Origin of the sequence: Paraburkholderia sp. UCT2, assembly GCF_014397665.1 — a bacterium.
Classification (GTDB): domain Bacteria; phylum Pseudomonadota; class Gammaproteobacteria; order Burkholderiales; family Burkholderiaceae; genus Paraburkholderia; species Paraburkholderia tuberum.
The window spans coordinates 1-23,969 of record NZ_VZQO01000052.1 but is presented as its reverse complement, the minus strand read 5'-3'; the positions used below and the strand labels follow the sequence as shown (position 1 = coordinate 23,969).

Below are 23,969 nucleotides of genomic sequence, written 5' to 3'. Positions count from 1 at the left end.
GCTCAGGCCTTGTACTCCTTGCCTTTAACGAGCCTGAGCGGCGTGTACACCATCACTTCCGTGCCGTCCTGCCTGATCACGCGGTTACGGGTGCGCACCAGCCCAAGTCCGGGGCGCCCCTTGCTAGGCCTGCATTCGATCACCTCGCATTCCACGTGAATCGTGTCGCCCACATAGGTCGGGCCTTTGATGTCGAGTTCCATGTTGAGGAACGCGAAGCCGACGCCCTGCATGGTGGCCTGCGTGAGCAGCCCTTCCATCAGCGTGAAGACCAGCGCGCCCGGCGCGACGCGCCCCTTGATGGCCGACTGCTCGCGAAGAAACTCGGTGTTGGTGAACAGAACTTCCAGCATGCCGGTCACCGAAACAAAATTCACGACATCCGTTTCGGTCACCGTGCGGCCCACGGTCTTGAACTTGCGTCCAACGGGCAGGTCCTCCCAGTGAATTCCCAGACCAACCGTTTCGATTTCTTCCATTGCCTGTCCTCTGTCGTTGTCGGCTCGGCTGTTAGCTGAGCTGTCGTTGTCAGTTCTTCTTGATGCGGCCCAGCACGCTGTCCGCGACGATGTTGCGTTGGATCTGGTTGGTGCCTTCGATGATCTGCACCACCTTCGCGTCGCGGAAATAACGGTTGATCGGGTACTCGTTGGAGATGCCTGCGGCGCCGAATAGCTGCACGGCATCGGTCGCGACCTTCATGGCGACATCCGACGCGAACATCTTCGCCATCGCCGCCATTGGGGCGAGTTCACGGCCGCTAACGCCCGCATCGACGAGCGACGCCGTGCGATAGACGAGTTGGCGCGCGGCCTCGGTCTGGGTGACCATGTCAGCGATCATCCAGCGCACACCCTGAAAGTTGCTGATGTTCTGGCCGAATGCAACGCGGTCCTGAATGAATTTGACGGTGTGATCGATCGCGCCCTGCGCGATGCCAACCGCGCGCGCGGCCACGATGGGACGGCTCGTGTTGAGCGCCTCCATTGCCACCTTGAACCCCTGGCCGCCTTCCGGCCCGAGACGGTCTTCCGCGCGGATGAAGGCATCGTCGAAGTAAAGGGGGCACGACGCCACGCCGCGCGCGCCCATCTTGTCTTCTTCGTTGCCGATCGTCAGGCCCGGCGTGTTGCGATCGACGATGAAAAGATTGATCCCCAGCGCCTGTCCTTCCTCGTCGAGCGTCCTGGCGGCGACGAGAATGAAGTCGGCGATATGCGAATTCGTGCACCAGATCTTCGAGCCGTTGAGCACATAGCCGCCGTTCTTGCGGCGCGCTGTCGTGCGAATGCCCGAAACGTCGGAGCCGCTTTGCGCTTCGGTAATGGAGAGAGCACCGCGTAAGTCACCGGAGGCGAGCCCTGGCAGAAGGCGGGCCTTCTGCTCTTCCGTGCCGCCTTCAAGAATGGCTCCGAAGGGTGTCCATTGCACGACCAGCAGATAGCCCGTGTTGTAGCAAACCCGCCCGAACTCCTCGACCGCGATGCAGGCCGACATCAAACTCCCGGCGCCGCCGTACGCTTCAGGAAACGGCAACGTGAAGAGGCCGAGTTCCTTAAGAAGTGCGTACATGTCGTGCGGATACCCGGCCGTACGGTCGATCTCGTCGGCCCGCGGCGCCACGCGCTCCCGTGCGACGCGACGGATGAGGTCGCGAATCTGAAGCTGGTCGTCTGTTAGTTCGTATGTCACTTCGAGCTCTCTTGCTAACGGTTTTTTCGGGCCGGCCTCCGGATTCGTCTCCGGAGTCGGGATACGTCGCCCCCCGCCGACCACGTCCTGATCACATTCGAAGTCTTCACGTTTATGAACAATGTTCGATAAAGTAAACGAAGGGCCAGGTGATCGTCAAGCGCTGAAACCGGCTCCCGCGGGTTTGTCCGAGGTGCGTCGGGAATTTGGTCGGGATGTAGTTTCAGCCTTGCGCGGCGGGGCACGGCAGGGCTTTCCCGCCGTTGACAGCGCGCTTCCAGTGCGTTTAAGATTTGGAACAGTGTTCGGTTATTTGTTCCATTTTGGCCCGACAGAGCGGCTCGATTCGGCGCGAGCCCATGGCAAAACGATTTGGAGGAGCGGGGAATGGACTCTCTTTGTCCTGAAGTCGATTATCAGAAATTCCTGGCCGAGGGCCGCTTGATGATCCAGCGCAGCCGCGGCAGCGGCCGCTATGTCTTCTACCCGCGGGTGGCTGAGCCGGTTACCGGGATGCGCGATCTGGAGTGGGTCGAAGCCTGTGGGAAGGGGACGGTTTATTCCACTACCGTGGTGCGCCAGAAATCGCCCACGCCCAGCTACAACGTCGCAGTGATCGATCTGGAAGAAGGTGTGCGCATGCTGAGTTGTGTGGAGGGCATCGAGCCGGAGGCCGTGCGCATTGGCATGCCGGTGCAGGCGAAGATCGTGTACCGAGGGGATGCGGCATTGCTTGTGTTCGAACCAGCCTGACGCCCGCTAACCCGCAGCCGGCCGTCAACAGCCGGTCACACCGATGAAAGGTAGATCGAATGGAATTCAACTTGCGCGGGCGTACCGCACTGGTGGCAGGCGCCACCTATGGGATGGGGGAAGCACCTGGCTTGTCGTCGCTGGACCTTGCTGCGCGTGCGTCCGTCGACGCGCTCGCCCAGGTGGGACTTACGCCTGGCGATGTAGACGGCCTTTTCGTGTGCACGCCGGACGACATGCTGTCGGGTCTCACGTTTGCCGAATACCTCGGTATTAACCCGAAGTTCACCGACAACAACCGAAGCGGCGGATCGGCGTTCGAAATCTACGCGCACACGGCGGCCATGGCGTTGTGTACGGGACAGATCGATGTTGCCTTGATTGCATATGGGAGCAATCAGCGCAGCGCGGCGGGCAAGCTCGTGCAGTCGTCGCGTCCTTCGCCGTGGGAGAGCCCGTATAAGCCGATGAATCCGGTATCGTCGTATGCGCTTGCGGCGGCGCGTCATATGCATCAGTACGGCACGAAGCGTGAGCATCTGGCCGAGGTGGCCGTCGCCGCGCGCAAGTGGGCGCAACTGAATCCGGATGCGTATATGCGCACGCCCATGTCGATCGACGACGTGATGGGCGCGCGCCTCGTGTCGGATCCGCTTTCCGTGCGCGATTGCTGCCTCGTGACGGATGGCGCGGCAGCGATCGTCATGGTGCGCGCCGATCGAGCGCGTGATCTCACCGACAAGCCGGTGTATCTGCTCGGCGCGGCCTCGGCCACTTCGCACCGCGAAATCGCGAGCATGCCGGATCTCACGGTGACTGCCGCAGCGGAATCGGGCAGGCGTGCGTATCAAATGGCGGGCGTGAAGGCGAACGATATCGACGTCGCGATGCTGTACGACGCCTTCACGATCAACACCATTCTGTTTCTCGAAGACCTCGGCTTTTGCCCTAAAGGCGAAGGCGGCCGCTTCGTTTCGGACGGCGGCATCGCGCCGGGCGGCCGGCTCGCGGTCAACACGAACGGCGGCGGTTTGTCCTGCGTTCACCCCGGCATGTATGGGCTGTTCCTGATGGAAGAATCGATGCGGCAGTTGACGGGCCGCGCTGGTGAGCGCCAGATACCCGGTGCGAAGCTGGCGATCGCGCACGGTAACGGTGGTGTGCTCTCGAGCCAGGCCACGGTGATTCTCGGGACGCAGGAAACCCTGTAAAGACACGCTGTGGGACACGCCGCCCGCCAGGGTCACTGTCAACAGCTTTGCATGGGATCGGAGTAAGCGCGAAAGCGCTAACCCCGATCGACAGGAGACGGACAGATGAGCGAAGAGACCAGCAACGATGCAGCAGAGATCGTACAGGTCCGGCAAGACGGTGCAATCGCGATCGTCACATTGAACTATCCCCAACGGCGAAACGCGTTTTCGCTAAAGATGCGCGAGACGTTGTACGCGCAGCTTTATCGCCTGATGCATCATGAGGAAGCCTGCCGTGCGATCGTACTGACCGGCGCGGGCAATACGTTTTGCGCGGGTGGGGACATCTCGGAGATGCAGGCGCGCAAGGTGCTCGAGTATCGACAGCGCAATGAACTGCCGCTCGATATTTTCAGACTGATGGTGGAAGGCCCGAAAGCGATCGTCGCCGCCGTCGAAGGGTTTGCGTTTGGCGCAGGTCTGTCGCTCGCCGCTGCTTGCGATTATGTCGTCACATCATCGGCTGCGCGCTATGCGAGCGCGTTCGTCAAGGTCGGGCTGCTGCCCGATACGGGGCTCTATTGGTCGTTGACGCAGCGCGTGGGCGGCGGCCTTGCACGCGAGCTCATGCTGAGTGCTCGTGAGTTCAACGGCGTCGAAGCGGGCGAGACCGGTTTTGCCAATCAGGTCGTCGAGCCTGGGGAGGCGCTGAACGCGGCCTCGAAGGTGGCGCAACAGTACGCGGAACTGCCCTCGGTGGCCACCGCGCACCTGAAGGCCGCGCTCGCGACGGGCATCCGTACGCTCGACGACGCCATCGAAGCGGAAGTCAACCTGCAGCCCATCCTGCGCCGCAGCCGCGAACACCAGGAGGCCGTGAGCGCCTTCATGGAAAAGCGCAAGCCGGTGTTCGTGGCCGACTGAAGGAAGCCAACATGAGCGAAAAAGAAACGGCAGAAAACGATACAACGTCGCTGATCGAGGTGACCCGCGAGGGACCGGTCGCGATCGTGACGCTAAACAATCCCCGACGCCGCAACGCGATGGGACGTCAGATGCGTCAGTTGTTGCGCGACACGATGCATCGGCTGATGGTCGACGATCCGGGCTCGCGGGCAATCGTCCTGACGGGCGCGGGCGAGCACTTTTGCGCCGGCGCCGACATCTCCGAGATGACGCAGCGCACGATCCTGCAGAGCCGCGAGATTCTGGCGGAGTCGTGCGTGGTAGTGCGTGAAATGCAGGCGGGACCCAAGCCGGTCGTGGCGGCCGTGGAAGGCGTAGCCTTCGGCGCCGGGCTGTCGCTCGCGGTCGCGACCGACTATGTCGTGGCTGCGTCGAATGCACGCTTTTGCGCGGCGTTTCTGCGCGTCGGCCTGATTCCGGACACCGGTATTCTGTGGACGCTTCCGAAGCGGATCGGCATGGCTCGCGCGAGGGAGATGCTCTCGCTCGCCACTGAAATCGACGGCGACAAGGCCGGCACGATTCACCTTGCTAACGAAGTCGTCGGGCCGGGTACTGCGCGCGCAAAGGCAATCGAAGTTGCGCGCGGTCTTGCCGACTTGCCGCCGCTCGGCGTGGCGCTGCTGAAGGACGCGCTGACCAACGCCGCGACGACCATGGAAGGCGCGCTGCGAGCCGAGATCGACTATCAGCCCATCCTGCGTCAGTCGAAAGACCATCAGGCTGCCTGCAAGGCGTTTATGGAAAAGACCAAACCGGTCTTCACGGGTGAGTGAGCGCGGGGAGCAATGCGATGAGTATCGAGCAGAAGGAAAAAGCCGCGGGCGCCGACGAGATCGTGCAGGTGCGCCGTCAAGGCGACGTGACCATTGTCACGATGAACTATCCCGAGCGCCGCAACGCGTTCTCCATGAGGATGCGCGTTGCGCTGACCGAGGTCTTGCACCGGCTGATGCACGACGATCCGCAAACGCGCGCCATTGTGCTGACAGGCGCGGGCGGCCATTTTTGCGCGGGCGGCGACCTGTCCGAAATGCACGCGACCACTCTACGGTTGCTGGCGCTTCGTGAGCGTATCGCGGTAGGCGTGCGTCTGTTCAAGCTGATTTATACGGGCGCGAAGCCGGTCGTCGCGGCGGTGGAGGGCACGTGCTATGGAGCGGGGCTGTCGCTGGCCGCTGCATGCGATGTCGTGGTCGGTGCCGATACCGCGAGGTACTCATGTGCGTTCGGCAAGGTCGGACTGCTTCCCGACACGGGAATTCTATGGACGCTGCCGCAAAAGGTCGGCGGCAGCAAGGCGCGTGAGTTGATGCTGAAAGGCGATGTCATCGACGCGGCCGCGGCGCGCCGCATCGGCCTGGTCAGCGAGGTGGTCGCGAGCGGCGGCGCGCTCGATGCGGCGATCGAGGCCGCGGCGCGCTTCGCGAACTATCCGCCAGTGACGCTGGCGCTCCTGAAGGCGAGCCTCGTCAATGCGGGCAATTCGATCGAAGACGCATGCCGCCTCGAAACTGACCTCAATCCGCTGACCCGTCAAACGAGCGACCACGCGGAGGCGGTGACGGCCTTCATGGAAAAACGCAAGCCGGTTTTCACGGGTGCCTGACGCCGCCATTCTCCGTTGCTGTCCCTACTGGAAGTTCAACGCATATGTTTACGCCTGACCTGCTGAAGAACAAACGAATCCTCATCACCGGAGGAGGCACCGGCCTTGGTAAGAGTATCGGCCTGCGCTACCTCGAACTGGGCGCCGATCTCGTCATCTGCGGTCGCCGCAAGGAAGTGCTGGACGCGACGGCCGACGAGTTTCGCGGCGTCGTGCCTGGCGCGCGTGTCACGACGGTGCAGGCGGACGTGCGCAGCGCCGAGTCCGTCGAGTCGATGATGGAGACCATCTGGCGCGATGGTCCGCTCGACGTATTGCTGAACAACGCGGCGGCCAACTTCATCGCGCGCACGGAAAGCCTGTCGGCGCGCGCGGTGGATGCGGTGCTCGACATCGTGCTGCACGGCAGCTTCTATTGCACGATCGCGGCGGGCAAGCGCTGGATCGACGCGGGTCACCCGGGCAACGTGATCAGTACCGTATCGACGCCCACGATGACCGGCTCGGCCTTTACCGTGCTGTCCGCGGCCGCGAAGGCGGGTATTCTCGCCATGACCCGCAGCCTTGCGGTCGAGTGGGGCCCGAAGGGCATTCGCCTGAACGCGGTGGCGCCCGGACTGTTCCCGACGCCGGGCGCATGGGAGCAGTTGTACCCGCCGGGCTCGCAGGTCGAGCCGCAGGAGCGCTCGGTGCCGCTGAGGCGCTTCGGCGATCACGCGGAACTTGCCAATCTCTACGCGTATCTGGCGTCCAATGGCTCCGGCTACATCACCGGCGACATGATCGTGATCGACGGCGGCCGCTGGATGCAGGGGGTGGGCGGCCCGACCTTCCGCGCGATGCAGGACTGGACCGACGAGCAGTGGGACGCCATGCGCGCCCACGCTCGCAAGGGTTGAACCATGGGTCCGCTTGCAGGAGTTCGAATCATCGAGCTGGCCGGCATCGGCCCGGGGCCCATGGCGGCGATGCTGCTCGCCGATCTGGGTGCGACGGTGTTGCGCATCGAACGTCGCCAGCCGGTCAAGCTCGGTATCGAGCGTCCGCTGCGCTACAACCTGTTGCTGCGCAACCGAAAGACGATTACGCTCGACCTGAAAGACCCCGAGGCCGTCGAACTCGTGCTCACGCTGGTGGAGCGCGCCGATGCCCTGATAGAAGGTTTCCGACCCGGCGTGACCGAGCGGCTCGGACTGGGTCCGCAGGCCTGCCTCGAACGCAATCCGAAGCTCGCTTACGGACGCATCACGGGATGGGGCCAGGAAGGTCCGCTCGCGCAGTACGCCGGGCATGACCTGAACTACATCGCGATCACCGGCGTCCTCAACGCAATTGGCCGCCGCGATCAGCCACCGTCGATACCGCTGAATCTGATCGGCGACTATGCGGGCGGTTCGCTGTACCTTGCAATGGGGCTCCTGTCGGCGATCCTGCATGCGCGCAACGGCGGCGCGGGACAGATCGTGGATGCCGCGATCGTCGACGGCACGGCCAATCTTGCTACCACGTTCTTCGGCATGCAGGCTGCCGGCATCTGGCGCGACGGGCGCGGGACGAATATCACGGATTCGGGATCGCACTTCTACGACGTTTATGAATGCGCGGACGGCAAGTGGATTACGGTCGGCCCCATCGAGGACAAGTTCTATCTCGAACTCCTCCGCCTGCTCGACATCGATCCGCAAACGCTGGGTACGCAGCTCGACGCAAGCAACTGGCCCGCCGCGCGCGCACTGTTCGCGCTGAAATTCAAGCGACGCACACGCGAGCAATGGACCACCTTGCTCGAACACACGGACGCGTGCTTCGCACCGGTTCTGTCGTGGACCGAGGCACCCGGGCATGCGCATCTGAAGGCGCGCGGCACGTTCATCGAAGTGGACGGCATCGTGCAGCCCGCGCCGGCGCCGCGCTTCTCCGCCACGGTGCCCGCGAAGCCGACGGCGCCCGAGGCACCGGACGCCACCACGATCGACGCCGCGCTGGCGGCATGGCTCGAACCGGGCCGCATTGGCGAGTTGAAAGAAGCGGGAACGCTGGCCTGAGCCGCGCCCGACAGGCGACCCATAAAGACGAAACGAGACACTCATGGATCTGCGATATACCGACGAAGAGCTGGCGTTCCGCAATGAGGTCAGAGCCTTCTTCAAGGAAGCGCTGCCGGCCGACATCCGACGCAAAGCGACCTTGGGGCAGCGCTATTCGGCGGCCGACCTGCGCCGCTGGCAACGCATGCTCTACGAGCGCGGCTGGGCGACGCCAGCATGGGACAAGGCGTGGGGCGGGACGGGCTGGAGCGCGGTGCAGCAATACATCTTCAAGGAAGAGCTGCACATGGCCCCGGCGCCCGAGACGCTGTCATTCAACGTGAACATGATCGGTCCGGTTTTGATCGCGTTCGGCAGCGAGGAGCAGAAGCGCCATTTCCTGCCTCGCATCGCGAGCCTCGAATACTGGTTCTGCCAGGGATTCTCCGAGCCCGGCGCCGGTTCGGACCTGGCCGCGCTGCGAACCCAGGCGGTGCGCGACGGGGACCACTATGTCATCAACGGCCAGAAGCTCTGGACTTCGACGGCGCATCACGCGGACTGGATGTTCTGTCTCGTACGCACGGATTCGAGCGGCAAGAAACAGCAGGGCATCACGTACCTTCTGATCGACATGAAGACGCCGGGCCTGACCGTGCGCCCGATCGTCACGATCGACGGCCACCATGAAACCAACGAGGTGTTCTTCGACAACGTGCGCGTGCCGGTTGCGAATCGCATTGGCGAGGAAAACAAGGGTTGGGACTACGCGAAGTATCTCCTTGGCAACGAACGCAGCGGCATTGCGCGCGTGGGCGTTTCGAAGATGCGCGTGCGTCACGCGAAGGATCTTGCGAAGCGCGTGCCCTGCGGCGACGGTGTGCTGTGGGACGACCCGCGTTTTCGTGAACGTGTCGCGGCTGTCGAGGTGGAACTGAAGGCCTTGGAGATGACGCAGATGCGCGTGATCGCCGAGAGCAGCGCGCAGCAGAGCCACGTGCCCGACCCGAAGACTTCGATTCTGAAGATCAAGGGTTCGGAGCTGCAGCAACTCTCGGCTGAATTGCTCCTCGAGGTGGCAGGGCCGGATGCTCTACCGCTCGACCTCGACTTCCTGCGTGGGCTTGCCGATCCGGTTCGCGAACCCGAATGGGCGCTCACCGTTGCGCCGAATCACTACTTCGCGCGCCACGTCTCGATCGTGGGCGGCTCCAACGAGATTCAGAAGAACATTCTCGCCAAGTCCGTACTCGGACTTTGAGCGACGGGCGAACTGCGGAGAAGCATCAGATATGGACTTTGATTTCACCGATGAGCAACGCATGCTCAAGGACAGCGTCGACCGGCTCGTCAAAGACGAGTATGGATTCGAGCAGCGCGCGAAGTATCTCGCTGAGCCGGACGGTTTCAGCCGCGAGCTTTGGGCGCGTTACGCCGACATGGGCCTGTTGGGCCTTTCGTTTGACGAGGAATACGGCGGCAGCCACTGCGGCCCTGTCGAAACGATGATCGTGATGGAGGCGTTGGGGCGCGCTCTCGCGGTCGAACCGTATCTTGCGACGGTCGTGCTGGGCGGCGGCTTGGTGCGGCTTGGCGGCAACGCGGCGCAACGCGCGGCGATTCTGCCGCAGATTGCGCAGGGCGAGTTGCAGATGGCGTTCGCGCACAGCGAGGCACAGGCGCGGTACGACCTCGCGGACGTTGCGACCACCGCACGGCGCGAAGCCGCCGGCTGGGTGCTCGACGGCGCCAAGCGCGTTGTGCTCCACGGCGGCAGCGCCGATCTTCTCGTGGTGTCGGCGCGCGTGTCCGGTGGCAGGCGCGAGCGTGACGGCATCGGGCTGTTCGTGGTCAGGGGCGACGCAGAGGACGTGAAGCGCCACCCGTATCCGACGCAAGACCGACTGCGTGCGGCCGACGTTGAGTTGTCGGGGGTGCGCGTTCCGGATAGCGACGTTCTGGGCGTGGCGGGCGCTGCATTGCCGCTCATCGAAACGGTCATTGCGCACGCGATCGCGGCGGTGAGCGCGGAAGCCGTAGGTGCAATGGCAGCTGCGCACGAAGAAACCGTGGAGTACCTGAAGGTCCGCAAGCAGTTCGGGGTGCCTATCGGATCATTCCAGGCGCTCCAGCATCGTGCAGTCGACATGCTCGTCATGGTGGAGCAGGCGCGCAGCATGGCGCTCTTCGCGACCATGATGAGCGAGGAGCCGGACGCGGCGGAACGCGATCGCAGTATGTCGGCGGCGAAAGTGCAGATCGGGCGCTCGGGCCGCTTCGTCGGTCAACAAGGCGTGCAATTGCACGGCGGCATCGGGATCACCGAGGAGTGCAAGATCGGTCACTACCTGAGACGCCTGAGCGTGATCGATATCCAGTTCGGCTCGACCGAACATCATCTGACCCAGCTCGCCAATGCAGGCGGACTGATCGATGCAGCAGCGTGAGCCGCGCGTCCAGCCAAGCAAACGGAAACCATTCATGAGCCGAATTTCCCCACCCGATCAATATCAGGAACTGCGCGACGCCTTGCGCGACCTCTCGAAGGCGTACCCGGACGAGTACTGGCGCCGTATCGATCATGAGCGCGTCTATCCCGAGGCGTTTGTGGACGCGCTGACGAAGGCCGGCTGGATGGCCGCGCTGATCCCTCAGGAGTATGGCGGCTCAGGTCTCGGGTTGACCGAGGCGTCCGTGATCATGGAGGAGATCAACCGCAACGGCGGCAACTCTGGCTTTTGTCATGGCCAGATGTACAACATGAATACGCTGCTCAGAAACGGCTCGGAGGCGCAAAAGCGCAAATACCTGCCGAAGATCGCGAGCGGAGAATTGCGTCTGCAATCGATGGCTGTGACCGAACCGACCACCGGAACGGACACGACGAAGCTGAAGACCATTGCTGTAAAAAGAGACGACCGGTACGTGGTGAACGGCCAGAAGGTGTGGATATCACGCGTGCAGCATTCGGACATGATGATCCTGCTCGCACGCACCACGCCGTTGTCGGACGTGAAGAAGAAGTCGGATGGGCTGTCGTGCTTTCTCGTGGACCTGCACCAGGCTATCGGCAATGGGCTGACCGTGCGGCCGATTCCGAACATGGTCAATCACGAGACGAACGAACTGTTCTTCGACAATCTGGAGATTCCTGAAGAGAACCTGATTGGCGAGGAAGGCAAGGGCTTCAAGTACATCCTCGACGGACTCAACGCCGAGCGCGCACTGATCGCGGCCGAGTGCATCGGCGACGGCTACTGGTTCGTCGAGCGCGCGTCGAAGTACGCCAGCGAGCGTATCGTGTTCGACCGGCCCATCGGTATGAACCAGGGCATCCAGTTCCCGATCGCCGAGGCCTACATCGACGTGCGCGCGGCGGATCTGATGCGCTACAAGGCCTGCGAACTGTTCGACAACCATCAACCGTGCGGCGCGGAAGCGAACATGGCGAAGCATCTCGCGGCCACGGCTTCGTGGAAAGCCGCGAATGCCTGTCTGCAGACCCATGGCGGCTTCGGTTTCGCCTGCGAATACGATGTCGAGCGCAAGTTCCGCGAAACCCGGCTCTATCAGGTGGCGCCGATTTCGACGAACCTGATTCTGTCCTACGTCGCCGAGCACGTGCTCGACCTGCCGCGTTCATTCTGAGCTTTGGAGGGATCTGATGCGCTTCCAGACCATTCTGTACGACGTCAAGGACCGGGTAGCGACGATCACGCTGAACCGTCCGGAACACATGAATACCTGGAACGACCAGGTGGCGACCGAAGTGTACGAGGCGATGCAAGCGGCGGGCGCGGACCATGGCGTGCGCGTGATCGTTTTCACCGGCGCGGGCAAGGCGTTTTGCGCGGGCGGCGATATTCACAGCTTCGGCGGTGATCCCGCCGCGCTCATGACGAAGCTCCCGCGTCCGTTCGATATGCGCAAGCGCGCCGACTGGCAAACGCGCTGCTCTTACTACCCGGCCATTCCGAAGCCGGTGATCGCGATGCTCAACGGCGCCACTGTCGGCATTGGCCTGATCCACGCCCTTTTCTGCGACATCCGCTTTGCGTCCGAAGACGCGACCATCACGACGGCATTCGCGCGCCGCGGCCTGAGCGCGGAATACGGCATGGCCTGGATACTCGCGCGTCACGTCGGCCAGGCACACGCGCTCGACCTGCTGCTGTCGGGGCGCAAGATCAAGGGGCGCGAAGCCGAACGTATGGGACTCGTGAATCGGGCAATTCCGGCGGACAAGCTCGTCGAGGAGACCTATGCGTACGCGCGTGAAATGGCGGAGTACTGCTCGCCGCGCTCGATGCGCATCATGAAGGAGCAGGTCTGGGAGGTGCCGTTCCAGACGCCCCACGAGGCGGTGATACACGCCGGGTTGGACATGCCGATCGCCAACCAGTGCGATGACTACAAGGAAGGCATGGCGAGCTTTCTCGAGAAGCGCAAGCCCAACTTCACGGACTACTGAGCACACATAGGACTACCACCTCATGCTGAACTACGAAGTCGTCAAGAACTGGCCGATCGAAGATGTCACGCAGACATATAGCGAGCGCGACGTGATGCTGTATTCGCTGGGTCTCGGGTTGGGCGCAGACCCGCTGGACGCAGAACAGCTGCGCTACGTATATGAAAAGGACCTGCAAGCGATGCCGACTTGCGCGGCCGCGTTCGCGTGGCCGAAATCGTGGATGCGCGATCCGCGTACGGGCATCGACTACCTGAAGCTCGTGCACGGTGAGCAGGACGTTCGCTTCATGCGCCCGATGCCGGTTGCAGCGACCATCGTCAGCAAGACGCGGGTGAGCCGCATCTCGGACAAGGGCGCGGGCAAGGGCGCGATCGTCGAACTCAAGCGTGACATCATCGACGCCTCGACGGGCGAACAATTTGCCGAAGTCCGGCAGGTGTCCTTTCTGCGCGGCGACGGAGGGTTCAGCGCCGAGTCGGGCGCGAGCGACGCGCCGCCCGAAGCGCTTCCGGCTGTGCCGGAGCGCGCCCCGGACGCGGAATACGTGTTTTCGACCGGCGCGCATGCAGCGTTGATCTACCGCCTTTCGGGCGACGCCAACCCCCTGCACGCGGACCCGGAGGTGGCGTCGAAAGCCGGATTCAACCGGCCCATTCTTCACGGCCTCGCGACCTATGGCATGGCGGGTTACGCCGCGATTCGCACCTTCGCGGGCAACGACGCAAAGCGTCTGAAGCGACTCGCCTTGCGCCTGACCGCGCCGGTGTACCCCGGCGAAGAAGTGCGCTTCCAGTTCTGGCGGGACGGTGACACGCGTCTGCATCTGCGGGCGCGCGTCGACGCACGCGATGTGGTGGTGCTGAACAACGGAATCGTGGAAATTGCCTGAAACCGCGCCCGGCAGCGCCGACGTGCTTTGCCGGGCCGCGACTGGAGCCTGAAATGAAACGACCCCCATGCTCACTGTTGTTCGCGGCCCCCCGGGGGGGCTTCAGCCTCCCTTGGGGGCGGCCCGGCGGGAGGCTGAAATGGACCTGAAAGAGAGTCCCGCCGACAAGGAATTTCGCGCCACGGTGCGCGAATTCGTAGCGACTCATTTGCCCGACGACATTCGTGAACGGGTGCTGAACTTCCGCCATGTGCCGCGCGAAGACTACGTGCGCTGGCAACGCATTCTGGCCGGGAAGGGATGGGGCGCACCTGCATGGCCCGCGCACTTCGGCGGCGCCGCCTGGAATGCCGCGCAGCGCAACATTTTCGACGAGGAATGCTTTACCGCCGGCGCGCCGCGCCAGGTGCCGTTTGGCCTTTCGATGGTTGGACCTGTAATCCAGAAGTTCGGCACCGACGCGCAGCGCGAACGGTTCCTGCCGCGCATCATCTCGATGGAGGACTGGTGGTGTCAGGGTTACTCCGAGCCGGGTGCGGGTTCCGATCTGGCGTCGCTCAAGACGCGTGCGGACCGCGTCGAGCGCGACGGTCAACCGTTCTACGTCGTCAACGGCCAGAAGATCTGGACCTCGTTTGCCCAATGGGCGAACTGGATTTTCTGCCTGGTCCGCACGGATGGCAGCGGCCGCCCACAGGAAGGCATCTCGTTCCTGCTGATCGATATGTCGACGCCCGGCATGACGGTCAGACCCATCCGCACGCTTGACGGCGGCCACGACGTCAACGAAGTGTTCTTCGACAATGTGGCAGTGCCAGTGAGCAATCTCGTCGGTGAGGAGCATCGCGGCTGGTCGATCGCCAAGTATCTGCTCGGCCACGAGCGGACCAACATCGCCGGCCTCGGCAACTGCAAGCGTTTCATGCGACGTCTGAAGGAGATTGCCAGCACCGAGCGTAAGCACGGCAAGCCTCTCATCGAGGACGTTCGCTTTCGCGATCGCATCGCCAGGGTGGAAATCGATTTGGTCGCGCACGAATGGTCGCTGCTGCGCGTCGTCTCAGCCGAAACTGCGGGACGTCCCATCGGACCGGAGGCTTCGGTGCTGAAAATCCGCGGTTCGGAGATTCAGCAGGAGCTTACGGAGCTGATCATGGAATGCGCAGGCCCCTATGCGGTGCCTTTTGTAAGCGAAGCGCTGGAGGCGGACTGGCGCGGCGAAACCGCGAACGGCGAGCTGCTCAACGCGCTGGCCGCGCACTACCTGGACTGGCGCAAGATTTCGATCTACGGCGGTTCGACTGAAGTGCAGAAAAACATCATCGCCAAGCAGGCGCTCGGCATCTGAGGACACGCCATGGACTTCACGCTGGTTGAAGAGGAACAGATGCTGGCCGACGTGGTCGGCCGTTTCGTCGAAAAGGAATACGACTTCGAGGCGAGGCGCCGTCTCGCCGCTACTCCCGAGGGCTGGTCGGCTGCGCACTGGACTACGATGGCCGAAATGGGCGTGTTGGCGCTGAACGTGCCGCAGGATCATGGCGGCCTTGGCACGGGCCCGGTCGAGACCATGCTCGTGATGGAGGCCTTCGGCCGTGGGCTCGTACTGGAGCCGTTTGTTTCGACGGCCGTGATCGGCGCGAAGCTGATCGGGCGCGCAGGACACGAGTCGCGCAAGGCCGAACTGCTGGCCGGTATCGCCGACGGCAGCCTGAAGACCGCGCTCGCGACGCTCGAACCTGGTGCGCGTTTCGATTTGTGGAACGTTGCGACGAGGGCCGAGCCAACGCGTGACGGGTTCATCCTGAATGGACGCAAAGGCGTTGTACTGCACGGCGACAGCGCGGACATTCTGCTGGTTTCGGCGCGTACCGCAAGCGAGCAGACCGACAAGCACGGCATCACACTCTTCGCCGTCGATGCGCGAACGCAAGGCGTGAGTGTCAAAGGATTTCCGGCACTCGACGGGCAGCGTGTCGCCGAGGTGGTGCTGGACGACGTGCGCGTCGGTGTAACGGCTGTCATCGGCGCCGTCGATCAGGGCTACCCGTTGCTCGAATGGGCCGTCGATCAAGGCATTTTTGCGCTGTGCGCGGAAGCGGTCGGCGCGATGTCGCGGCTGAGCGATCTGACCTTTGAATACCTGCGCACGCGAAAGCAGTTTGGTTCGCCGATCGGCAAATTCCAGGCGCTGCAGCATCGCGCCGCCGATATTTTGACCGCCGTAGAGCAGGCGAAATCGATGGTCTACTTTGCGGCGGCGAAACTTGGCGATGACGACGAGCTGGAAGCCCATCGTGCTGTGACTGCCGCAAAGGCGCTGATTGGCCGTAGTGCACGCTTCGTCGCTCAGCAAGCGGTACAACTGCACGGCGGGATGGGCATGACGGACGAACTGGCGGTGGGGTGGTACGTGAAGCGGCTCACCTGCATCGACATGACTTGGGGAAACACCGAACACCATATCGAGCTGTACGGCGCGTTCCTGTAATTGCAGTTAATCAGACGACAAGAATGGCCCCGACCGCACATGCCGGTCGATTTGAAGAAAGGAGACAACTGATGTCAGTAGCTTCTCATGGCGCGACTCCGGAGCTGGCGCCAATTCCCGCGCACGTATTGCCTGAACGCGTGTTCGACATCGATATCTACAATCCGCCGGGTGCCGAAGACGACTACCATCTCTCGCTCAAGCAGTTGCACGCCGAAGGCATTCCCGACATTCTCTGGACACCCCGCAACGGCGGACACTGGATCGCGACGCGCGGCGATGACATCTATCACATCCTCAAGGACTACGAGAATTTCTCGTCGAAGCAGCTGACAGTGCCGCTCGTCGAGCATCAACCGTTGCCGCCGATCTTCTTCGATCCTCCGCAGCACACCGCCTATCGCGCGCTGATCGCGCCCGCGTTCATGCCGCAGGCAATCGGCAAGCTCGAGGAGAAGGCGCGCGAAATGGCGATCGAATTGATCGACGGCTTTTATCCTAAGGGCGAGGTGGAATTCGTATCGGGGTTTGCGCAGCATCTTCCGATCGGCATTTTCATGAACATGGTGGCGCTGCCCGCCGAGGATCGCGAGTACTTGCTCGGCCTCGCTGACAAGATGGTCCGCCCGGTCGATGCGAACGAGAAGCTCAAGGCGCTCGGTGCGATTTTTCAGTACCTGGGGGTGAAGATTGCGGAACGCCGCGCGAACCCGGGTGACGATCTCATCAGCAAGATTGTCCATTCGAAGATCGACGGGCGCGCGCTCACCGACGAAGAAGTGCGGGGGCTCTGTGGTCTCGTGCTGATTGGCGGCCTCGACACGGTTGCCTCGGCAATGGGCTTTATCGCGCGATTCCTCGCCGGGAGCCCGGCCCACCGCAAGCAGCTCATCGACAACCCCGAACTGACGCAGAAGGCCGTGGACGAGCTTCTGCGGCGCTTCCCGGTGGTCAATCAAGGGCGGCGGATCACACACGATTTCGAGTACAAGGGCGTGCAGATGAAGGAGGGTGACATGATCATCATGCCGACCACACTGCACGGTCTGGACGAGAGGAAGTTCGACGATCCGCTGAGCGTCGATTTCGCTCGGCCTACGCCGATTCATTCGACGTTCGGCAATGGCGCGCATCGTTGTCCCGGCTCGTTCCTTGCGCGCGTGGAGTTGAAGGTTTTCCTTCAGGAATGGCTTAAGCGGATTCCCGATTTCCAGATCAAGCCTGGCGAGAAAGCGGGTGTCCACGGAGGTGTGAACGGCACGCTATACCACTTGCCTCTTGTCTGGGACGTGGTCCGCTGAGGATCGGTCACAATGGCCTGAGCAAGCCATTGCGACCATGTGCGTCTGTAGAAGGGGACCCGCGGCTCGGTGCGCCCGTCACATGGCGCGCCGACCGCTCCATCCGGGCGCGATTCTGGCACAAGCAACTGCCTTGCAGTTTTATGGAGATGCCTTGCTCAACGCTCGCCAGACGACCTTCATGGCGTGACGGAACGAGTCCGCATTAAATGTGTCCGCGCCGGACCGGCGAAGAAAGACGACCAGACCGTGCAGATGTGAAAGGAGTAGGGCGCCGCGCAACGTGCATTCTCCCGAGGGCAAGGTTGGGTTGATCTGCGCGATCAGTTCCGCGAGGAGACCCTGAAAATCCGCAGTAGATTTCGCCATCAGGGCATGCAGAAAGGGCTCATGCTCTGCGAGGCTCCAGCATTCCAGCACAAAGGCGCTAACGCGGTTTCCGCCGCTCGCCGTCAGTACGGAGAACGCCTCGTCGACGATGACATCCAGTCGCGCTTCCGGTGACCGGGATTTGTCTTGGGCGATCGTCCGATAGTGCTCGAAATAGCGATCCGTGTATGCCTCGATCGTGGCCCGCAATAGTTCTTCGCGAGTGCTGAAGTAGTGCTGCAAGGTCCTCAGTCGAATCCCTGCCTCGCTGGCAATGCGGCGTTGAGTGAAACCAGCGTTACCTTCGGATGCGAAGACCTCGATCGCCACTTCGATGATGGCGGGCACGCGGGTCGTTCTGTTCCCGCGCCGTTTGGGCCCGTCTGCTGCCGTGTTGCCGAGGTCTGCCGATGAGATGGTCAGGTCTTTCATCTGTTGTGCTCTCCTTGGCGTCTGCTGTCCTCTCGCTTGTTGCCAGTCCGGGATGTGTATCTGCGGGCTATACCCTGCCTGATACGAGCGCCGTTCGATCCTGATCGGGCAGCGCCGACATTAATCTGATGATAGTCAGATGACGAATAAAGATGCGTCTGTTGACTAATTATCTTTTAGATAAAGTCTGATTCAGTCACTCGCGACATCACATATCCTACCCGAATAAAGGGTAGGTTTGTCCATACCAGCATTTCCCCTGGTGTCATCTGGGCTTGATAATGGGTCGGCTGACTACTACTATTTAGTCAACCGACACATTACGCCGGAACCCGACCATTCCCGCTGTGTCGCAAGCCGAAGCAGCAGATTCGCAGGGTTTGGGGTTGGCCGGTTAGAGTCGCCAATTTGCGTTCGTGGTTGTGATGTCAGCAGCGCGCACAGGCCGTAGAAGGAGCTGGACATGAAGGTTGGGGAAGGTTCTTTGCGTTGGCTGATCGACAAGTGGATTGCGCCCACTGCAACCACCTCGGTGCACATCACCCGATGTACTTTCGCAAATTCAGGCCAGACGAGGTGTGTACTTGCGCGGTCGTCCGCCGCTGAGAACTCCCTAGCGATATTCTTCTTTCGGCACGACGACGGGGCATGGCGCGTGTTCCCGCCTCCTCCCCGCAAACCAGAAAGGCACTTCTACGCAGGAACGGGATAAGGGATTCGTCTGATCGTGGTCCATGACCAGCCTATACAAAAGGACTGCAAAGGAAACTGATCCGATCGCACAAGCGTTTTCGGCTGCTTCTGCGATTCGTCCTGCTTTCGCTGGTTTGCATCGTCAATCTGCGCAGTCGAATCGGACACCTCGCAAATGCAAGCGTCGCCACTGTCTCGTCAGCGTCACGCGCTCTGCACGCATTGGGCACCACTGCGACCCTGGCCATGCGCGGACCGCTTCGAGTTCATCACCAAACTCAAATCCACGTTTACCCCGCATTTTGAACGTCGTTCGGAAAATTGCATCGCTTAGGGGTGAGCGAGCGTTGACAGTCGAGTTTCGAGCGTTTATCTTTCCGAACAGCATTCGCATTATGGTGACGCTGTGGGAGGTAACTGAGGCGCGATGCTGACGAGGTAGGGAGGCCGGTTTCGCTTCATTGCAAAAGTCTGCGGCAGTCCAACGGCCTGGGCCTTTTCTGCGGCAGCGCGACAAAGACAAGAGGAGACGCATGAAACAGAAGAGTCTAAAGCCAAGTGCGATCAGCCTTGGCGTGCACGCGACCTGCATCGCTGCAGCGTGCGGGTTGTGGAGCGCGAACGCCAACGCCTTCCACTTCGATGTGCCGAACCCGGACATCGACATGGAATGGGACAACACGGTGCGTGCGGACTACGGCATCCGGCTTCAGAACCCGAGCCACTTCTACACGAACAGCCCGACCTACGACGAAGGCGATCTATCGACGCCGAAGTTCAGCACGATCCAGTCGATGCTGAACCTCTACAGCGAATTCGATTTCAAGTACAAGGACACGTCCGGCTTCCGCATCAGTATGGACGCGTGGTACGACCCGACGTTCAAGAATCACAATACGAGCAATCCTGCATTTCCTCCGAACTATCCGAACAACGAGTACACCAGCTACATCAAGAAGTACTACCAGGGGCCGAGCGCCGAGCTGCGTGATGCGTTCGTGTTCCACACTTTTGACCTCGGTGGCCACTCTGTCAACGTCAAGCTCGGCCGGACGGCAGTCACCTGGGGGCAGTCGGCGTTTGCTACGCTGGGTGGCGCGAACTCGGTGGCCATCGGTCAGCAGCCGCTCGACCTGATGAAACTGACGCAGAGCCCGAGCGCTTCGCTCAAGGAAATCGTGTTGCCGACGGCTCAGGCCAACGTGACGACGAGCATTACCGACACGTTCTCTCTCGGCGCGCAGTACACGTTCGAATGGAATCACGATCGGCTGCCTGAAGGCGGCACATATTTCGGCGGTGCCGATCCTATTCTTTACGGCCCTCCGATCGCCAGCTACCAAAACATTCCCGGGCTGGGCACATTCGCGATTCCGCGCATCGCGCCGACGAAAGGCCAGATCGGCGATATCGGCATCGACGGCAAGTGGCGTGTCGATTCGATCGCCACGACCTATGAATTTACGTACCGCCACTTCGCCATGAAGATGCCGTGGGCGGCGGTGCTACTCCCGGGTGCCGGACCCGAACTCTTCCCGGGCACCAACCTTCCCGGTGTTACGGCGAAGTACGGCAACGACGTGAACCTGATCGGCGCTGGCTTCAACAGTGCGATCGGCAGCGCGGCAGTGGCAGGCGAGCTGTCATATCGCTGGAACATGCCACTCAATGCCGTCAACACGACGACGGTCAACGATGCGCCGACGGGTCGCACGCTGCACGGTCTGCTGAACGTCACGCAGTCGTTCGGCAAGACGCCCATGTGGGACAACATGTTCCTGCAGGCGGAATTCGCGTTCAACCAGCTGCTAAGCGTGCAATCGAATGCGCGGAATTTTGCCAACTCCAGTTATGACACCACGGGCCAATGTTCGGCATCGGGCAACTCCGCGTTTAACAACTGCTCGACGCGCTTCTGGGCCGGGATCGGCATTGGTGCGAGCCCGCAGTGGTATCAGGTATTCCCTGGGGTTGATTTGACGATGCCGCTGTTCGTTAATCTGAATCTGAAGGGCTACTCATCTGTCATCACGCCAGCGGCCGAATCACAGGGGCAGAACACCTTCGTGGTCGGGCTTGATTTCACGATCTACAACAAGCATGAGGTGGACATTACCTACACCTACTACATGAACAAGAAGGGGTACTCGACGGCGGGGGCCGCGACGGCTCTCGGAGCACCGTACAGCGACAAGTCGTGGATCGGCATCACCTATCAGACAACGTTTTGATGATGGAGGCACGTGTGAAAAGATTCCCAAAGCTTCTTAAGGCGCTGGCGATACTCGCCGCGGTTTGGGCCTCACCGTATACGCTGGCGATCGAGAGTGGGATCACGCCGTTCGGCGCGGAAATTGCCGGCAACAAGGACGGCACGATTCCGGCATACACGGGGGGCATCAAGGACTTTCCGACCGGGTTCAAGGCCGACTCCGGAAAATGGGCCGACCCGTTTCCTGGTGAAAAGCCGGTTCTGCAAATCACGGCTCAGAACTATCAGCAATACGCCGACAAACTGAGTGCCGCCTCGATCGAGCTGTTCAAGCGCTATCCGACTTACCGGATGGACGTTTACCCGACGCACCGCTCGGTTTCGTATCCGGACTGGTATCTCCAGAACTCGGAAAAGAACGCGGAAAGTGCCAAGCTCGAAAAAAACGGCCTTTATATCGATGGGGCGTTCGGCGGCAAGCCGTTCCCGGTGCCGAAAAACGGTCAGGAGGCGCTGTGGGACTGGGAAATACGCTACGTCGGAACGGCCCAGAAAAACAACGTGAAGACGTGGCTCGTCGATTCGAGCGGCACGCCGATTCTTGCTGCGCAGTTCAAGAGTTCGCTGCTCTATCCGTATTTCGAGCCGAAGGACGAAGCGGAGTTTCGCAAGAAGGGCCCCCTCGCGATCTGGTATCAGGTATATAACGACTACGCGTCACCGGCCCGCCTGATTGGCGACACGACGCTCTTCTGGTACTTCACGGATTCGGCCGATCACGATCAGCAATCGTGGGAATACAACCCGGGCCAACGCCGCGTGCGCGTGGCGCCCGATCTCGCCTACGACACGCCGAACCCCGGCTATTCCGGCGCGATCACGATGGACGACATCCAGTTGTTCTACGGCAAGATCGATCGCTGGAACGCGAAGCTGGTCGGCAAGAAGGAAATGTACATTCCGTACAACGACTACAAGCAGCAGTACGACACGCCGGCCAGCAAGATCACCACGCCGCATTTCTTGAATCCCGATTATGTCCGGTGGGAACTGCACCGCGTATGGGTCGTGGAGCTGACGCTCAAGCCGGGCGCGCGTCACATCTACAGCAAGAAGACGCTGTACTTCGACGAGGATGGCGGCGGGGGAATGATGGATGCCTACGACCAGTCCGGCAAGCTCTATCGCGCCGGCTTTGAGACCACGGTTCCCGCGTATGACTACAAGGTGCCGTATTCGCTCGGTAACTGGTTCTACGACTTCAACAGCGGCATTTATATCTTCGGCAGCCATCCGGCGGACTCGCCCGGGATTTTCTTCAACGTGAATTTCCCAAGTGACTACTTCACGCCGGAGCGTATGCAATCCGCGGGTGTGCGCTAATTGCGCGCCGAGTTGAGGATGAGGTATCGAGTGATGCGTTCTGCCCGGCTTGCCTAGCGGGACGCATCACCCGCAGAACGCGAAGCTCGAAAAGAATGGCCTGTTCGTTTCCGGCGCATTCGGCGGCAAGCCGTTCCCTGTGCCGAAGGACGGTCAGGAAGCGTTGTGGGATTGGGAACTGCGCTACGTGGGTACGGCGCAGCGCAATAATGTGAAGACGTGGCGCACAAAGAAGTTTTCATAAAAAGCTCAGAACTGTTCGCGTGATCGATCGCCAGTTACTGTGAAGGAGACACAATGCGCAAGACCCTGTTTCGTTGGCTGGCGATCGTCGCCGCGGCATGCGCCGCGAGCGGGTCGGTCTACGCCGAATTCGCCGACCCGATGCGCTCGCCCGCCGTCATCAACCCGCAGGCCGCGCATGAACCGCTGATGGCGCTGGCGCAGGCCGGACAGCGCCTGGTGGCGGTAGGTCCGCGCGGAGTAATTCTCGTATCGGACGACGCCGCCGTGCACTGGCGCCAGGTACAGGTGCCGGTGAGTTCCGATCTGGTGGCCGTTACGTTCAAGTCGGCCGCGCTGGGCTGGGCGGTCGGACACGACGGCGAGGTGCTCCATACCACCGACGGTGGCAATAGCTGGACGCGACAGCTCGACGGCCAGCAGGCGGCCAGGCTGATGAGCGAGTACTACGCGAAGCAACAGGGCGATTCACCTGATCTCAAGGCATCGCGCGAAGAGGCCGAGCGCTTTGAAGCAGACCAGGGAGGCCGTCCGTTTCTCGACGTCTGGTTCGATGACGAGCGTTCCGGCTGGGTCATCGGTTCGTTCAACATCATTTTTCATACCGACGACGGCGGCAAGAGCTGGGTGCCCTGGTTCGACCGCGTCGACAATCCCAACGCATTGAACCTGCATGCGATGCGCCGTATCAACGGCACGCTTTATATCGCGGGCGAACAGGGGCTGCTGCTCAAGCTCGATCCCAACAAGCAGCGTTTCGTCGCGGTGCCTACGCCGTCGAAGGGTAGCTTCTTCGGTCTCGCTTCCACGCACAACGCGATGATCGTCTACGGTCTGCTCGGCAACGCGTATCGCTCCACCGACGGCGGCGCGACGTGGGACAAGATCACGCTGCCGACCGGCGCGAGCATTCTCGCTTCGGCTGAACTGCCGAACGGCCACCTTATTCTCGCGACCCAGGCGGGCGAGTTGCTCGAGAGCGCCGACCAGGGGGCAACGTTTCATACACTCGGCGCGAGCCAGCCAGGCGGCATCTTCGCCATGGCGCTGCGCGGCGACACCGCGGTGCTGGCCGGTGCGGCCGGCCTGTCGCGGATCGCATTGTCGAAGTTGCGCTAGGGTCTGTTTACATATGGAACGCACGTGCGAATGCCCGCTATCGGCCGTCCCCCAAGGGGACGGCCGATAGCGGGCATTCCCCTGGAATGAAATTCAGAACTGGGGTTGCCGCGAGAAGGGCCG

Annotated in this window: 22 protein-coding genes; 19 read left to right on the top strand and 3 right to left on the bottom strand. The window is 61.8% G+C overall.

Annotated features, from left to right (window positions below; genetic code table 11):
- Positions 1–2: 2 nt before the first annotated feature.
- The gene (locus F6X39_RS30530; protein WP_090808761.1) at positions 3–479 is read right to left on the bottom strand and encodes a MaoC family dehydratase; all 477 of its coding nucleotides are present in this window, start codon (positions 477–479) and stop codon (positions 3–5) included.
- A gap of 49 nt (positions 480–528) precedes the next feature.
- Positions 529–1,692: an acyl-CoA dehydrogenase family protein gene (locus F6X39_RS30525; protein WP_187619321.1), complete on the bottom strand. Its 1,164-nt coding sequence runs from the start codon at positions 1,690–1,692 to the stop codon at positions 529–531.
- A gap of 387 nt (positions 1,693–2,079) precedes the next feature.
- Here F6X39_RS30525 and F6X39_RS30520 point away from each other — a divergent pair, with 387 nt between their 5' ends.
- The 15 genes from F6X39_RS30520 to F6X39_RS30450 all read left to right on the top strand — a co-directional run bounded on the left by F6X39_RS30520 (position 2,080) and on the right by F6X39_RS30450 (position 17,395).
- Positions 2,080–2,445, top strand: a complete 366-nt coding sequence (locus tag F6X39_RS30520; protein WP_018425526.1) for a Zn-ribbon domain-containing OB-fold protein — start codon at positions 2,080–2,082, stop codon at positions 2,443–2,445.
- Positions 2,446–2,504: 59 nt separating this feature from the next.
- Positions 2,505–3,656: a thiolase gene (locus tag F6X39_RS30515; protein WP_090808764.1), complete on the top strand. Its 1,152-nt coding sequence runs from the start codon at positions 2,505–2,507 to the stop codon at positions 3,654–3,656.
- 105 nt (positions 3,657–3,761) lie between these two features.
- A complete protein-coding gene (locus tag F6X39_RS30510) occupies positions 3,762–4,562 on the top strand; it encodes an enoyl-CoA hydratase/isomerase family protein (protein WP_187619320.1) in 801 nt (266 codons plus the stop codon).
- 11 nt (positions 4,563–4,573) lie between these two features.
- A complete protein-coding gene (locus F6X39_RS30505) occupies positions 4,574–5,380 on the top strand; it encodes an enoyl-CoA hydratase/isomerase family protein (RefSeq protein WP_187619319.1) in 807 nt (268 codons plus the stop codon).
- A gap of 17 nt (positions 5,381–5,397) precedes the next feature.
- Positions 5,398–6,213 (top strand): enoyl-CoA hydratase/isomerase family protein, encoded by an 816-nt coding sequence (locus F6X39_RS30500; RefSeq protein ID WP_187619318.1) that lies wholly within the window; start codon positions 5,398–5,400, stop codon positions 6,211–6,213.
- A 44-nt stretch (positions 6,214–6,257) separates the two neighbouring features.
- A complete protein-coding gene (locus F6X39_RS30495; RefSeq protein WP_187619317.1) occupies positions 6,258–7,112 on the top strand; it encodes an SDR family oxidoreductase in 855 nt (284 codons plus the stop codon).
- Positions 7,113–7,115: 3 nt separating this feature from the next.
- Positions 7,116–8,258, top strand: a complete 1,143-nt coding sequence (locus F6X39_RS30490; RefSeq protein ID WP_187619316.1) for a CaiB/BaiF CoA transferase family protein — start codon at positions 7,116–7,118, stop codon at positions 8,256–8,258.
- A gap of 43 nt (positions 8,259–8,301) precedes the next feature.
- Positions 8,302–9,501 carry an acyl-CoA dehydrogenase family protein gene (locus tag F6X39_RS30485; RefSeq protein WP_187619315.1) on the top strand — a complete coding sequence of 400 codons (1,200 nt, stop codon included), beginning with the start codon at positions 8,302–8,304 and terminating at the stop codon, positions 9,499–9,501.
- Positions 9,502–9,532: 31 nt separating this feature from the next.
- Positions 9,533–10,687, top strand: coding sequence for an acyl-CoA dehydrogenase family protein (locus F6X39_RS30480; protein ID WP_187619314.1), 1,155 nt, complete (start codon positions 9,533–9,535; stop codon positions 10,685–10,687).
- Between the two features lie 34 nt (positions 10,688–10,721).
- Positions 10,722–11,888: an acyl-CoA dehydrogenase family protein gene (locus tag F6X39_RS30475; protein ID WP_187619313.1), complete on the top strand. Its 1,167-nt coding sequence runs from the start codon at positions 10,722–10,724 to the stop codon at positions 11,886–11,888.
- Between the two features lie 16 nt (positions 11,889–11,904).
- A complete protein-coding gene (locus F6X39_RS30470; RefSeq protein WP_187619312.1) occupies positions 11,905–12,711 on the top strand; it encodes an enoyl-CoA hydratase in 807 nt (268 codons plus the stop codon).
- Positions 12,712–12,733: 22 nt separating this feature from the next.
- On the top strand, positions 12,734–13,603 hold the full coding sequence (locus F6X39_RS30465; RefSeq protein WP_187619311.1) for a MaoC/PaaZ C-terminal domain-containing protein: 870 nt from the start codon (positions 12,734–12,736) through the stop codon (positions 13,601–13,603).
- Positions 13,604–13,742: 139 nt separating this feature from the next.
- Complete coding sequence (locus F6X39_RS30460) at positions 13,743–14,951, top strand: acyl-CoA dehydrogenase family protein (RefSeq protein WP_187619344.1); 1,209 nt, start codon at positions 13,743–13,745, stop codon at positions 14,949–14,951.
- Positions 14,952–14,960: 9 nt separating this feature from the next.
- Positions 14,961–16,094, top strand: coding sequence for an acyl-CoA dehydrogenase family protein (locus tag F6X39_RS30455; protein ID WP_187619310.1), 1,134 nt, complete (start codon positions 14,961–14,963; stop codon positions 16,092–16,094).
- A gap of 71 nt (positions 16,095–16,165) precedes the next feature.
- Complete coding sequence (locus F6X39_RS30450) at positions 16,166–17,395, top strand: cytochrome P450 (RefSeq protein ID WP_187619343.1); 1,230 nt, start codon at positions 16,166–16,168, stop codon at positions 17,393–17,395.
- A gap of 141 nt (positions 17,396–17,536) precedes the next feature.
- Here F6X39_RS30450 and F6X39_RS30445 read toward each other — a convergent pair whose 3' ends face one another.
- Positions 17,537–18,196 carry a TetR/AcrR family transcriptional regulator gene (locus tag F6X39_RS30445; protein WP_187619309.1) on the bottom strand — a complete coding sequence of 220 codons (660 nt, stop codon included), beginning with the start codon at positions 18,194–18,196 and terminating at the stop codon, positions 17,537–17,539.
- A gap of 1,226 nt (positions 18,197–19,422) precedes the next feature.
- On the opposite strand from F6X39_RS30445, the gene F6X39_RS30440 reads away from it, so the two are divergent.
- The 4 genes from F6X39_RS30440 to F6X39_RS30425 are packed head-to-tail and all read left to right on the top strand — an operon-like array spanning position 19,423 to position 23,846.
- On the top strand, positions 19,423–21,120 hold the full coding sequence (locus tag F6X39_RS30440) for a DUF1302 domain-containing protein (protein WP_262414865.1): 1,698 nt from the start codon (positions 19,423–19,425) through the stop codon (positions 21,118–21,120).
- 14 nt (positions 21,121–21,134) lie between these two features.
- Positions 21,135–22,484 (top strand): DUF1329 domain-containing protein, encoded by a 1,350-nt coding sequence (locus F6X39_RS30435; protein ID WP_316251739.1) that lies wholly within the window; start codon positions 21,135–21,137, stop codon positions 22,482–22,484.
- Positions 22,485–22,533: 49 nt separating this feature from the next.
- Positions 22,534–22,728 carry a DUF1329 domain-containing protein gene (locus F6X39_RS30430; protein WP_410450554.1) on the top strand — a complete coding sequence of 65 codons (195 nt, stop codon included), beginning with the start codon at positions 22,534–22,536 and terminating at the stop codon, positions 22,726–22,728.
- Positions 22,729–22,781: 53 nt separating this feature from the next.
- Positions 22,782–23,846 (top strand): WD40/YVTN/BNR-like repeat-containing protein, encoded by a 1,065-nt coding sequence (locus F6X39_RS30425; protein ID WP_187619308.1) that lies wholly within the window; start codon positions 22,782–22,784, stop codon positions 23,844–23,846.
- Positions 23,847–23,969: the final 123 nt, after the last annotated feature.